Below are 12,872 nucleotides of genomic sequence, written 5' to 3' on the forward strand. Positions count from 1 at the left end.
GGTATTTTCCCCAAACACGGCGTTATAAAGCAGGAATGCCTGGCCGTTGCCGATACGAGGCGTCGCTACGGCTTCTACCGGAGAGGAATAGGCCATCCGCCAGAGAATCTCATCAATCGCGCGTTCATGTAGAACCTCAGGGCATTCGCGTCGGCGGCTATCCATTAGCCATGGTGGCAATGTCGATAACAAAGCGATAACGAACATCCCCAGTGAGCAAGCGATGGTATGCCGCGTCAATTTGGTCGGCACCGACAATTTCCACCTCGGCGCCAATGCTGTGCTTCGCACAGAAGTCAATCATCTCCTGCGTTTCCGGTATTCCGCCGCTGCGAGTGCCTGCCATCGATCTACGATTGTTCAGGAGTGAAACTGCAGCAACACTTAGCGGCTTTTCAGGAACACTCAGATTTACAAGCGTTCCATCAAGCGCCAAGAGCCCGAGGAATGCATCGAGGTCTACATTACCCGGAACTGTTGAGATAATCAGGTCAAGCGAATTCGCAAGTTCGACGAACGTAGAAGGATCAGTCGTCACACGAAAATCGTCTGCTCCCATGCGAAGAGCGTCCTCCCGTTTGGCGAGCGACAGATCGAGCACCGTGACATGAGCTCCCATTGCGTGTGCAATTTTCACTCCCATGTGCCCTAACCCTCCGAAACCTAGGATACCCACTCTACTGTCGGGGCCCGCACGCCAGCGGCGCAGCGGAGAGTAGAGCGTGATCCCCGCACAGAATAATGGAGCAGCATTCTGCAGTGGGATACCGTCAGGTATGCGCAGTACAAAATTCTCGTCTACCATGATCTTTTCACTGTACCCGCCATGCGTCGGCTCTCCGTCACGCCCGATCGAGTTGTACGTCATCACTCGCTTGCCGCTGCAATACTGTTCCATCCCAGCTTTGCAGTTCGAGCAAGTCCCGCACGAGTCGACCATGCATCCCACGCCAGCGCGGTCTCCCACTGCAAACTTCGTCACTTCAGAACCCACTGCAGACACAACCCCCGCTATCTCATGCCCTGGGACAAGAGGATAGAGTGTCGTATTACGCATACTGTAGGCATGGTCGATATCGGAGTGACAGATTCCCGCATAGACGATATCGATGAGGACGTCGTGCGGGCCCAGGTCACGACGTTGAACTTTGAAGGCTTTGAATGGATCTCGCGGACCACAAGTACAGCGGGCATTGACGACCAACACTGCGGCCCCTCCAATCTGATGATTGCAATTGTCATGAAATTCGCCGTGAGACTCTTTGTTGGCGCACGCATCGTGCGTGTGACTCGGGACCGAACGTCCCACATCTTGAAGAGATTTGTCTCTTCGGTGAATTTGCCACGCCCAGGTTGGTCGCAGATTACACCGGACTCTGACACCGTGCGCTCTTTCGGCCACGGTGTACATAAATGCGAACATACGGTCGTATATACGATCCTAACCTTATCGCACAGACCAATCCAATGTCAATGAGGGTTTTCTTGGCATGGCCCGTTGGCGTTGCCCGCCGTCCCAGTTGACAATCCGACCGGTCGCCCATAATGTCTCCTATATACGATTCAACGTTCATAGTTGCGACCACGAGAAATCGTGCAACAGCGCTCATGTGCCTACGCACCGTTTGAACCGGATTTGCACGTGGAATGACGACGATCGTCGCAAAAAGAGCACGGGGGAATTTGAGATACCAGCCGTTGGTATCCTTCCGCCCCGACCACCCATTGACGAAACGGGACAAACTGATGCCCAACGATGAACCCGAACTGGCTGAAAACGGAAAGCACAAACGTGACCCTCAACCCCATCGCACGGTTGATCGGGTTACAAGCATCTTGGAAGAAGTCGTTTACAACCCCGGCATGACCTTCGCCGAACTTGTGAGAGCGCTGGATGCCGCAAAAAGTTCTGTCTACGGGTTCATCCAAGGGTTACTGGCCAAGGGTTGGCTATTCGAAGATCAGAATCGCTTTTACCTCGGACCCGCGGTATACGGACTTACGCTTGCGAGCGGCCAAATTCGCGCCGGACTCGTAACACACGCAGATCTCGAGACACTTCACAAAGCCACGGGGCTTGCAGTTTTCCTGGGCGTACAAGCCGGAGACCACCTCATCTACATTTCCGAAGCAGGCGCTGACGCGGTCGAGGGTTTCGAGGCACGTTCGAACATTCGACGCAAACTCCTTCACACAGCCGGCGGCAAGATACTCGTCGCAGCCAAGACTGACTTGGCTCGGAACGCCTTTTTGCGTCGTCAGAGCAGCGACGAGAGAGAGGTGGTCGAGGAATTCCTTGCAGAGCTTGTTCAGATCAAGACGTCGAGAATTGCGACCAATCTTCGACGTGGTGGATCGCGATATGCCATTGCAACACTCGTCCACAGCTCATTAGGAGAGCCAGTGGCATCGGTCACGCTTGTCGGCCCCACCGATAAGGTAAAGCCTCGAGCCGACAGACTCGGTAAACTGCTGATCAAGAGCGTCGATTCGTGGGCCGAGCGCCCCATGTCCCCGAGGGAAGCCGTCTAAAACGCGACGACCACGACGGCAAGTCATGCTGGAAATCATGCCCTTCAGTAACGTGCGCACGATTGAATCCGGTAAAGCTATTGTCGAGGGGGGCGAACAAGGCGAACGCTGGCCTGCTGCTTGACATCTGGCACCTGAGCCGCGGCAATGTCGACTTCAAGGAAATTGCCACAATCAAGCCGGAATTCATCAAGGGCATCGAGCTCGACGACGCGGACCGCTATGCAATCGAGCCGCTGTGGATGGACACCTGCCACAAACGCCGCCTGCCGGGCGAAGGCGTACTAGACGTGCAGGGCTTCATCAAGGCAGTCCATCTGCCGACCACTGACGGACGCGAGCTGATCCTGTCTCGCTACACCCAGCCAGAACCAGAGCACCGCCTGCTGCTTGACCATTTGCGCCTGACCTTGCCCGCAGAGCCACCGCCAAAAATCACGGCCCGGCCATTGCCAGTCGCGGCTACCAGGACGCACGCCCTGTAGTGAAGACTCTTGACATGCACGTCATTTAAAATCAATGACTTGGCATCATTCGGGGCTGCGAATAGCGAAAGTTGGGCTAGAAGAGATGGCCTCGCGTGCGTATAACGCGACGATCCGACAGTTCGAGAATTAAGAGGCGGCGCTGGAATGATTAGCCGAACGGTCGCGACCAAGAGCTTGCGGCCGTTTTTCTTTTGACACTTCGAGACACAGCCCATATTCGCCAGATGCTTCTCTGAAGAGATGCGCACTCGCGTAACGCGCTTTCAACGCAACAATATCAGGACAGGCCAATGCTATCTCTCTACGTACGTTTCAAGCTCGTTCCCTCGACCAAGGTCCTTTTCGTAGCGCACCTCGCAGAGCTCATGAAGACTATGGCGGAAGAGCCGACTTTTGTGAGCGCCGTGCTCAGCGAAGACACTGCGGCCGAAGACGAACTGGTGTTGTTCGAGGTATGGAACGGCTCCCAGAAGAATGGCTCAGCGAGCAGCCTCAGAAACCGTACCGAGCGGTCTATGAAGATGCTACGAAGGACTTTGTTGCCGACAAAGAGGTTCGATTTCTGTCGCCGGTTGTGCTTCAAAATTAGCCTCATCGTGGCGGAGCGCCAATGTCGCGTAGGTCAGAAAAGTTGTCGTTGACCGCAAGGAGACCAGCGGACAGATGCGACATGTCAATGCGGCGTCAGGCCCGGCGCGCGTCAAGCAGGTTGTCGCCTCACTCATGCAGCAGAGGCTGTTTATTTGCACCGATCGGCACACCAAGACACTAGCTCGACGCAACGGCGGATTTAAAGAAGCAACGTCATGCCGTCGCAAAATATCGTCCGATTGCTCGAAAACCGATCTGGGCAGAAAGATAACTACACACCGAACTGATGCTGCGTGCGCTAGACATAGTGGCAGTGGCGCTACGGCTAGCGGCAATTCTAAACCCCTACGTCAATCGAATCACGCGGTTCTGCTCCAGCCATTGCAGGCGTCTGTCCACTTCCAGATCGGGTGCCGCTTCGACGATCTTGTCCAGCATGTTCGCGAGCTCTGCCGAGCGGCCGGATGCTCCCGGGCCGGATAAGAGCCAAAGAAAATGCAAAGAGGTTGCCGGATTCGCACTGGCAGCCCCCGACTCGTCGAGCAGTGACACCCCGTACCAACCTCCATCAATCGGCGTCAAAAAATAACGCAATACTGAGAACGCCTCGTCGAACGCCGTTCCGGCCGTTGCGCAAAGCGCGGCGAGTTCCCGTGACACCGCTGCCCGTTTGAATCGCGCTTCATATGGCCAGACAGCTTCGAACAGTGGTCCCGCAAAGTGTAGCCAAGCTCGCCCGGGCGAATTACCGATCTGCCGTACGTACTGCCTGAAGCACTGCGCAGCCCCGATGAGCACGTTCTGCGGCACTTTCGTTAATAGTCGTCTCACTTCATCGAGCGAAAGTGGTGCCTTCCCGGTACTCGGGCTGATTCTCCAGCTAAACAGTGGATGGAGAAACTTCGAGGCGGCGAACGCCGCACCGTGTTCGGTCCTGGCAGCGGTCTCACAGGCTGCCATGAAGAGCGCACCCTTGAATGCCCGTGTCGCGGCGAAACTCAGTTGTGTGCCGGCGATCAGCACCGTGCGAAGCCTGACCCCTTCCTCGCTGCTCTCGCCCAAACGCTTGCGAAATGCGCCAAGCGCAAGGCGCCAGTCGACATGCAGGATGAACCCCGCACTGTGGGCGAATGCCCCACGCCCCAGCGAGCCAGCGAGCCAGCGGGTGTATCCGACAAAACCACTTTTCTCAGCCTCTGGCGATCGTTAATCGCTGTCCCGGCCGCAGCGTTTCTACGTTCAATTAGCAGCAACAGGAACTCAGCAAGTCGCCCTGCTGGCCGGTTGATCACCCGATCATAGAACCGTTCCATATCCTTTCGATCGATGGGGTCCTCGTGCCGTTCGGCCATGTCCCAGAGCCGGTCCCACCAATGGTTTATGGCATTGTCGTCTGCCCGCTTCGCATAGGTTCGAAGCAGATAGCTCAGCGGCGATACCAGTGAGGCCAGCACTTCGTCATCCGCCGTCACGAGACGCTCGAACGAACGCGCGACGAGCTGTTCGTTGTCATGCGTGGGGTCGTTGTTGACCACCGTCAACGTCGTGAGCGCCTGCAGAAAATCAGACCACAAACCAACATTTTCCGGCGCAAGGTCGGCCCCCTGCAGGACCTCAAACGCTGCCGCCGATTGCCCCGAACAGTACGCGGACCAACTCAGTTGCGCCGTGAAATCGCGTTCATCGCGGAGCGTGCGCGCGATGCGAAGACGGTCTGCGGCATCTGCGCCCACCAAAGGAGCAGGATCTCCCTGAACCGACTGCACACCCGTAGAAAAGCTGCCGAACAGGTCGCTTTCCTTGTAATCGCCCTTTATGAACGGGTGCCGTGTTGCAATGGCCTCGAGCTGGGTATGCCCTGCATCGGGTAACACGCCGGCCAGTCGGATCGCCGAGAGCAGCAACCAGACGCGATGATCCCGTGCCTGAGGGCGCCAGTCCGCGCCTTCGATTTCATACTCCAGATAAATCGACGGATACTCGGTCAGGATTCGGCTCACGATCGCTTCGACCAGCCGTTCCGCGGCGTCACCCAGTCTCTCACGCATGACCAGGACCAGTTCCCGTCGCATGGACCAGAATGCCCCGCCCGGCAACTGAAGGATCGCGGTGGCGGCTTCCTCTGCGCTGAACAGCGCAGGGTTCCGCTGCGCGTTGATCCACAGTCGCAGACCGAGCCCACCCGGAACACGCTTCCACGACGCTGCCAGTTCGCGCCCATACGCGCAATCCTCAACGGCAATTCTGCCGAGCAGCTCGCTGAGCACGACGCACAGATGAACGGCGCCATCGTGATAGCGGTTTTGTTCGTGCGCCTCCACGGCTGGAACGCCGTTGTCGAGCGTGTCCCAGTCGCTGCTTATAGCACCGGCTTCGTGCGCTGCGATACCTGTGTTGAAAAGGGATTCGTTGCACAGCTGCGCGATTCTTCGCTCTTTCTCGCGCATGTCGAGGATGGCCGTCACAAGACGGTCAATATCGGAGACATCCTCGAGTGACAGCGATACCCTGACGATGTCTCTGAGCAATATCGGCGTCTCTGCGGCACTTTCGCCTGCAGGTCTCCATTGAGTCTTGATTTCAACGTCGGGGGTGATGGCCAGAATCGCATCCCGCAGATCACGATCATCGACAAGCGGGCTTTCAAGGGCCTGTGAAAGTCTGAAGTGATGCATGACCGCGTCGCGCGGTTTTGCCCGCATTCTGGCGAGGATTTTCCAAGCCTGCGCCCAAGGCTGGGCGGTATTTCGTAGCTGGAAGATCAGGCGCTCGTAGTGAAGGTCGGTGAAAAGCTGCCCGAACCTGTGATGCCAGTCGATTGCCGTCTCGAGACGCGTCCGGTCGGTGAGCCTCGCACAACACCAGTTGGCCCAAATCCGGCTCTCGTCGGCGGCCTGCCAGACCCTCGTGCTACGAAAGAACTCGAACCAAGCTGGGTCTTCGATGTTTCCGGTGATGACATCCCAAAGATCACCCTTACCGGCAAGGAGCCACTCCGCTCCCTCCAGTTCGGACGCGGTTGCCGTTTCAAAGGGCTTTCGGAACACTTCGGCCCGAGCCAGGCGCGCGCGTCGCGGCTGCTCGACCAGATCGGCAAGGCTGGCCAGATCGGCCCAGAGTGCGCGATGTTCGTCGGGCTTCGGGCCCTTACGGTACGGCAACGGCGTAACCGCGATCGTTTCCCAGCGCGCTTCTGTCTCGGCGGCGTCGGTGTCGTATGAATCGAGCGCGTAGACCGTCCGCAGATCCTCGAAGCGATCCCGGTCGCCCTCGAGCAGATTCAGAAAATAGCGAACGGGGGCATCGTTCGCGCTGTATCCGACAAGGACAAGCGTTTTGCATCGCACGAGATCGAAGAGGAACCGCGATGCCCAGCCCGACCGCATATAGGCGTCACCGTATTCGGCGCTTGTCAGCACCAGCGGCGTAGCATCTAACCCTGCCTCACCGTCTTGGGTTCGGCCATGCAAATGGATGATGCCATGACACGCCTCGGAGCCTGGGGGCGGTAAAGCCTGTCCTGCGAGGCTTAAGGTTTTTCCCCGCCCCCGGCCCTCATTCTTGTCGACACCACGTTCGAACAGACATTCAAAGTTGGTGGTGACAAGCAGTAACCGATTGTCCCGGGCGCGCGATAACCGTAGCAGCGTCGTGTGATGGTCCAGATCGACGGCATCGAGTGTAAGAATATTGGTGACTTCACTATAGATCCGCGCAGGATTGGCCAGCCGACGCGAGACGGCACCCAGTGCCTCTTCGTATCGTCCATTCTTTATCGCAAGCGCTTCGGCTGCTGTCGGTTCGATGCCGATTTTTTCATACACACGATCGACCAGCGATCCAAACATCGGCATTTGCGGCGCGCTGACACCAGCGCCGCACAGAAACACAACTTCGCCCTCGATCATGCGGTCGATCAATTCGGCCGGAAAGGCGGGGCCTTCTTCGGAAAATCGCAGGATCAATTTTTTGTCCTTTCTTGTTGCGCGGCCGGAGCGACGGGGAATCGGACTCCAGACCGGTTTGCTGCCTGTCGTCTCAGGATTCTGCGTCCCGCGACTGGCCTACTCGGCCGATTCCTCCGCGGCCTTTGCTTCGAGATCGGCGCGGATCGTGAACCAGTGCAGCCTCAAATCCCGCAATTCGGGGGCGAACTCCCCGCATTCCATGCCACTCACAGCAAGGTCAATACGCTCGGTGATCGCTACGCTCACGGTCAACAGCGTGGACGCCATACCCGCGATGTCCGGGCCAAAGAAATAGCCGTGGTTGCCCTCCTCCGCTTTTATATGCCGAATCAAAGCACCCAGTGTCGCGTGCGCGCCGTCTCCTGACGTGTATCGGTAGGCAATTTCGTAGAACATCTCCAAGGCCGTATTCAGCGCCAGCGTTCGATAGTTGAGTGACCGGCGCTTTGGAAAAGCGAGTTCCAGCTCAGCCCTGGTTCCTCTGAGTCGCTCAAGCGACTCTTCGTCTGGCTGGGCATTAGCGGCGTTCAACCCGATGATGTTAGTAATCGCGCGGATGCTGTGTTCCGCGTCACTCTCGCGCATAATTTCGAGTGTGCCCGGCAAGTTGACCAGTCCCTTCGCAACGATGAGGGTCTCGGCGCATAGGCGTGCCAATGCGCGCGCTTCTGGCATCGCACCGCGCTCAATCATCAGGACAGAGCACTGGAATGCGCCGGTCGCCCGTGCAAATGCCGCGATGGCCCACTTCATCTCCTCCGAGATGCCTTGCATCGGTATGGCTTTCATAGCCCGCAATGCCATGCCGTTCGCACGGTACGCGTAACCAAACGCTGGGGCGTATGCCTCGTGTGCCGCGTGTTTCCACTGGTCCAAGTCGTCGGATAGAAAGCCGACCGCTTCGAAAGTCGCCATAACCCCTCGTCTGCCCGTTTTAGTCGCTTCTGGTCATTGGCCGGAGCCATCGCCCAATGATAGGGCATTGAATCGCGGCGGCATCCGCAAACCAGCGCCGCGGACCGAGGCGTCGCTGGTCGAACCTCCCTAAACGCCCGACATCTCGCTGGGCTTGGGCTCTCCGCAAACGAAGGGTATGAAAGCCATAACTCTCATGCCCGTTCCGAGCGAAACGCCGCCGACTCGCCATCAATGTCCGCAACTGAAGCTACGATTTGCTTCATCTGAGCGACGTGGGCGAGTGCACCCTCCCGCCGCCCGCCCCTCACGGATACGCGGTGCGACCGTGCTCACTGCTCGCAAATTGAATCCCGGAACAGATCCAGGGTCGTGGCACGCTGCCGCTCCGGCAGTGTCCCGCTGCGGACCTGGGCCACCACTTCCTGCGGCAGCCACGCGTCTTCCATCGCGCCGATGCCCTTCTCGATCAACTGCTTGAGAAAAACGACTGGCTGCGCCCTGTGACTTCCGCCAGCAGTCTCAATCGCTGTTCGATCGCCGGCTCGACGCGGACCGCGATGACGTGCGAGCTGTTCCCTGACTTCCTTCTCAACCTCGGCTCCTGATTGCATCTGTGCGCCGCAGACCGGCGCATTCGCGCGCTGTTTTACCACAGTCGGACCGAGCGGCGTCGGATAGCGCAGATCGCTGCAGGGAGTCGCACCGCGTTGACGCGTAAATGATGATCCCCTCGCGGCCCATCCGGCCTCGGGCGAGGGTAACGAAGTTACCGTCGATACGGACACCGCGCGATCCCTCACAAAGGTGCCCACACCAATCCGTGAAGATACGTTGGGGAAAATGCATCGCGAAACCCGTCTATATAGATAAGTTTTCTTCTCGTAACAGCAGGGTTTCGAGGCATTACTGGTCCAATTACTGTCTGCACCACCGCTCACCGTGTCCGCGCCGGCAGTGACCGGTCAGCCAGGCGCGCGATCATATTGCTTTTAAGCATAACTAACGATAGTTGTTGCAGCTGACTCAACCTTCAGCAAGCTCCGATCCTTGAACCGATCGCCGCATCCTGGTCCGGCGTGTGACGTACCGGCAGAAAACGGCATGGTCGACTATCAACCGGACATGCGGTCACCCCGAAAGCATGGTGCCTCGACAGTCAGCCGCACGACAGCGGCAGACGTACGCCCGGGTGATTCCAGCCGTCCGGCGGCCTTCGATCTGTAACTGATAGTCGATGTAAAGCTCAGAGCCTTTTCCGATGGGTCGGATCGTGCGGATGAAGACTCGCTCCCCCGCCTGTTCGGCCTCGCAGTTAGGAAAGCAACTGTGATTGAGCCACCTGGCAGAGTTTCCTCTCTGCCCACCGTCAATTACCCGACCATCGTCGAGCCCGAAGAAGAAAGTGTGACCCCACTCGGCGGCGGAGCGTTCATAGGCCCGTTGGGCGCGCCTCCACGAGACGAGCGTGCCCTTGTATTCGAGAATCAATGTTCCGGTTTTGATATTGGCGAGTGCGAAGACGCCACGACCATGCACGGGGGAACTGCGAACGACGATACGGCGCATACGGGTATATTTGACGATATGGACAATAAGCGGACGGATTCGCGGACGGACGCCGCTTCGCCATAATGGGGCAGTCATAAACCGCTGTCACGCCCATGGCCGGTTCACCTGTCCGCGCAGCCAGAAAAGGCAGGCCTGTGCGCGATACCCCTCTGCTATCGGAACCGCCTGGTCGACGCGCCCGGCGAAGCGAGGGGGCAGCGTGTGATGCGCTGCCCGAGCCACACCGACGATGCCGGACGCCGCGCGGATGTGAAGTGGATCAATCTGCCGCTGCGCGACCGCCAGCGGTCCGGGTGCCCTGCGCGGTGTCCGGTCCGGGCAAAGGTCCAGCCCGGCAATTACCGGTTGACCGCCGCCTTGAACGCCTTGCCGGCGGTGAACTTCACCGTCTTCGCTGGGGAACCTGGATCTTTGCACCTGTCGCCGGGTTGCAGCCCACGCGCGCGGCGCGCGCGCCCGTCGAAGACGAGCCGACACCGACCAGCAGGACGGACTCGCCCTGCGTGACGGCATCCGTGACCGCTGCGATGAACGCGGGGATCGCGTCAACCGTTGCGGAGTAGCTTTCACCTGTCGCGGCGGTGACCTCGACCGGTTCCTGTCTATTCAGTGATGCTCCCCCGTTGAATGAAGCCGTCACCCTGCCGGTCGCCGCGCGCCCGCGCCACGGCTCAAGCAACGGGCGTGAAAAGTATTGCCCGCGGGCGGGCGCATTGCCTATCATGTAGAGGTGGCTCGTGCTAACAGCACGTGGCCGCAAAACGGAGCACAGGCGGGGCTGGCGGGATACTGGCCGCCCGTCTGTGCTCCGCCACGACGGGTCCGCGAAGGGTGCGGGCCGTTTTTTTGTCGGCTTCAATGGCGTCAGGTCGTATCACCGTTGCGTTTAATGGCTGACGTGCGGTGTGGCAGACGTGCGTGTGCGTTCGACGACAGGCGTTATGTCATGGGGCATTCATTCCTTCGCGTCGCTCGCCGGGTGATTGTTACACGGCCTCCGGCCTTTTCCGTCGAAGGATTCGTTGCCCGAGACTCGACTGGCCCAAGAGGACGTAGAAGACGAGCTCACGCACTACTTCCTGGACGAAGGATCGGAAGACGCCGCGCTCAGGTTCATCGCGGAGATCGACCGGGCATACGCGCATCTCGCCAGGCACCCCAGCACCGGGTCTCCCCGTTACGCCTACGAGCTGGATATACCAGGCCTGCGGTCATGGCCGCTTGATCGGTACCCGCATCTGATCTTCTACATCGAGCGCAAGCATCACGTCGAGGTCTGGCGTGTCCTCAACGGCAAGCGCGATATCCCGGCGTGGCTGTCGAGCGACGACGGCGAGACTTACTGACACCGTCGGTACGGCAAAAGGCCCGCGAGCAGCCTATCAGCGTCGCTGAACTTCTTCAATTCTGCGCTTTGCGCGCTTGTGCACAAAGATCCGCGTGCCGGACATCGGGCAGGCGCTCATGGGCGCGAGCAGCTGGAGGGTTGCTACCATCGGCCCGATCCCAGCAAAGAATATTCGACGACGCGATCGTCCATCCAGGCTTGCCTGCTACGGTCGACAATGTCCGCCAGGCTGTCGATGCAAGCGAGCCTTGATATTACCTTCAGGACGGTGAATCGTGCGAATGTGTTAAGCCGATACGCACAGCCTGTCCGGAGCGGCGTTGGTTCGCGCATGCGGGCTCTGCCGCGGTTTCAGGTACCGACGACGTGCGCAGCGTAAGCCTTGGTTCGTTGCATGCCGGAGGGTGCCGCGGTCGCTGCACCGGTTTTCCCCGCGCGGCACCGGTTCCCGGGCACAGCCGTCCTGAGGCGTGACAGAAGGCAAGTCATCGCCGCAGCATGCATGGACCGGGAAGCCGTATGCGTTCGTGCCCACTATGGTCGTTGGGCTGCGGGGGGGCACACCGCCTTTCTGGTATCTCCAGGAACATATTCGTCAACTCAAGGCGGACCGGGAGACCGGATGCAGCGGGTCTCAGGCGCCGTTCACTGCCTCCTTGAACGCCTTGCCCGCCGTGAACTTGACCGTCTTCGCGGCCGCGATCTGGATCTCGGCACCGGTCGCCGGGTTACGGCCGACCCGCGCCGCACGTGCCCCGGTCGAAAACGACCCGAACCCGACCAGTTGGACCGTGTCGCCCTTTGTGACCGCCGCCGTGATGGTGCCGATCAGCGCATCGAGAGTTTCGGCGGCCAACGCCTTGCTCGTACCGGCCTTCGCGGCGACCGCGTCGACGAGTTCCTGCTTGTTCATGGGGGTGTCCTGTTGACGTGATGAGAATCTGCCACCCTACCCGATTAACCGGCCTGAGCGCCATCCGCCCCGGGGCCCGTCGCTTTTCCGGCAGTCGGGCACCCGTCGGCGGAGACCGCGTCGTCCGGTGTCCGGCCGGACGGGTCCTGCGGACCCAAAGCCGGAGACGCTGGGGGCAAGGTGTACGGCTAGGGTTCTGCGCCTCAGGGCTCGATTGACGCCGCAAGGCAACGACCTGCGTCGATCACGGCTGGTGAGTTCTTCTGCCCTGCTTCCCGGCGCCGCAGTCATCCGCCGCCCCTTCAGACAAGGTCTGTTCACGCCCGCACGTTCGCCTACGGGCTGCTGCGGACGGCTCCGGGCTTTCAACCCGTTGAATTCAGTCACCGGAAAAGAACAAAATATCCTGAAACGAAGGGTCGGATAACTACTATCCGGGCCTTCATACCGACCGTGTCCGATCGGTCAGCCGTGGTAACTGCCTGCTTATCGCGGCAATAGGCGTATCCAAAAGCGATAGACCGGTGTCGACCCACTCCGGACCT

General features: G+C 59.3%; 11 protein-coding genes and 1 pseudogene. 4 read left to right on the forward strand and 8 right to left on the reverse strand.

What is annotated here, in order from left to right:
- Positions 1-157 precede the first annotated feature (157 nt).
- The gene (locus OKW40_RS28085) at positions 158-1,207 is read right to left on the reverse strand and encodes an NAD(P)-dependent alcohol dehydrogenase (RefSeq protein ID WP_429492799.1); all 1,050 of its coding nucleotides are present in this window, start codon (positions 1,205-1,207) and stop codon (positions 158-160) included.
- Between the two features lie 440 nt (positions 1,208-1,647).
- Here OKW40_RS28085 and OKW40_RS28090 point away from each other — a divergent pair, with 440 nt between their 5' ends.
- The 3 genes from OKW40_RS28090 (at position 1,648) to OKW40_RS28100 (ending at position 3,661) form a co-directional block, all read left to right on the forward strand.
- Positions 1,648-2,532: an IclR family transcriptional regulator gene (locus OKW40_RS28090; RefSeq protein ID WP_429492801.1), complete on the forward strand. Its 885-nt coding sequence runs from the start codon at positions 1,648-1,650 to the stop codon at positions 2,530-2,532.
- A 62-nt stretch (positions 2,533-2,594) separates the two neighbouring features.
- Complete coding sequence (locus OKW40_RS28095) at positions 2,595-3,017, forward strand: hypothetical protein (RefSeq protein WP_429494016.1); 423 nt, start codon at positions 2,595-2,597, stop codon at positions 3,015-3,017.
- A gap of 293 nt (positions 3,018-3,310) precedes the next feature.
- Positions 3,311-3,661 (forward strand): antibiotic biosynthesis monooxygenase, encoded by a 351-nt coding sequence (locus OKW40_RS28100; RefSeq protein ID WP_429492803.1) that lies wholly within the window; start codon positions 3,311-3,313, stop codon positions 3,659-3,661.
- A 295-nt stretch (positions 3,662-3,956) separates the two neighbouring features.
- On the opposite strand, the gene OKW40_RS28105 is transcribed toward OKW40_RS28100, so the two are convergent.
- From OKW40_RS28105 to OKW40_RS28130, 6 genes and pseudogenes are all read right to left on the reverse strand, one after another.
- The gene (locus OKW40_RS28105) at positions 3,957-4,634 is read right to left on the reverse strand and encodes a hypothetical protein (RefSeq protein ID WP_429492804.1); all 678 of its coding nucleotides are present in this window, start codon (positions 4,632-4,634) and stop codon (positions 3,957-3,959) included.
- The gene (locus OKW40_RS28110) at positions 4,628-7,576 is read right to left on the reverse strand and encodes an SIR2 family protein (RefSeq protein ID WP_429492805.1); all 2,949 of its coding nucleotides are present in this window, start codon (positions 7,574-7,576) and stop codon (positions 4,628-4,630) included. Before OKW40_RS28110 ends, OKW40_RS28105 begins: the two co-directional genes overlap by 7 nt.
- Before the next feature lie 99 nt (positions 7,577-7,675).
- Complete coding sequence (locus tag OKW40_RS28115; RefSeq protein ID WP_429492807.1) at positions 7,676-8,494, reverse strand: DUF5677 domain-containing protein; 819 nt, start codon at positions 8,492-8,494, stop codon at positions 7,676-7,678.
- Positions 8,495-8,826: 332 nt separating this feature from the next.
- Positions 8,827-9,108, reverse strand: a complete 282-nt coding sequence (locus OKW40_RS28120) for a hypothetical protein (RefSeq protein ID WP_429492809.1) — start codon at positions 9,106-9,108, stop codon at positions 8,827-8,829.
- Positions 9,109-9,625: 517 nt separating this feature from the next.
- Positions 9,626-10,063 (reverse strand): SET domain-containing protein, encoded by a 438-nt coding sequence (locus tag OKW40_RS28125; protein WP_134137927.1) that lies wholly within the window; start codon positions 10,061-10,063, stop codon positions 9,626-9,628.
- Positions 10,064-10,404: 341 nt separating this feature from the next.
- Positions 10,405-10,676, reverse strand: a pseudogene (locus OKW40_RS28130) (HU family DNA-binding protein).
- A 412-nt stretch (positions 10,677-11,088) separates the two neighbouring features.
- Between OKW40_RS28130 and OKW40_RS28135 the strand changes: the two are divergent.
- Positions 11,089-11,412 carry a type II toxin-antitoxin system RelE/ParE family toxin gene (locus OKW40_RS28135; protein ID WP_429492811.1) on the forward strand — a complete coding sequence of 108 codons (324 nt, stop codon included), beginning with the start codon at positions 11,089-11,091 and terminating at the stop codon, positions 11,410-11,412.
- Positions 11,413-12,048: 636 nt separating this feature from the next.
- On the opposite strand, the gene OKW40_RS28140 is transcribed toward OKW40_RS28135, so the two are convergent.
- Entirely contained in the window at positions 12,049-12,327 is a 279-nt protein-coding gene (locus OKW40_RS28140) for an HU family DNA-binding protein (protein ID WP_134137930.1), read from the reverse strand.
- Positions 12,328-12,872: the final 545 nt, after the last annotated feature.

Origin of the sequence: Paraburkholderia sp. RAU6.4a (assembly GCF_050435625.1) — a bacterium.
GTDB lineage: Bacteria > Pseudomonadota > Gammaproteobacteria > Burkholderiales > Burkholderiaceae > Paraburkholderia > Paraburkholderia tuberum.

What these genes read in the sequence shown, in the direction of transcription:
- OKW40_RS28090 (WP_429492801.1), top strand. Translation starts at nt 1,648, where the DNA reads ATGACGACGATCGTCGCAAAAAGAGCACGGGGGAATTTGAGATACCAG.
- OKW40_RS28100 (WP_429492803.1), top strand. Translation starts at nt 3,311, where the DNA reads ATGCTATCTCTCTACGTACGTTTCAAGCTCGTTCCCTCGACCAAGGTC.
- OKW40_RS28115 (WP_429492807.1), bottom strand. Translation starts at nt 8,494, where the DNA reads ATGGCGACTTTCGAAGCGGTCGGCTTTCTATCCGACGACTTGGACCAG.
- OKW40_RS28120 (WP_429492809.1), bottom strand. Translation starts at nt 9,108, where the DNA reads ATGCAATCAGGAGCCGAGGTTGAGAAGGAAGTCAGGGAACAGCTCGCA.
- OKW40_RS28125 (WP_134137927.1), bottom strand. Translation starts at nt 10,063, where the DNA reads ATGCGCCGTATCGTCGTTCGCAGTTCCCCCGTGCATGGTCGTGGCGTC.
- OKW40_RS28140 (WP_134137930.1), bottom strand. Translation starts at nt 12,327, where the DNA reads ATGAACAAGCAGGAACTCGTCGACGCGGTCGCCGCGAAGGCCGGTACG.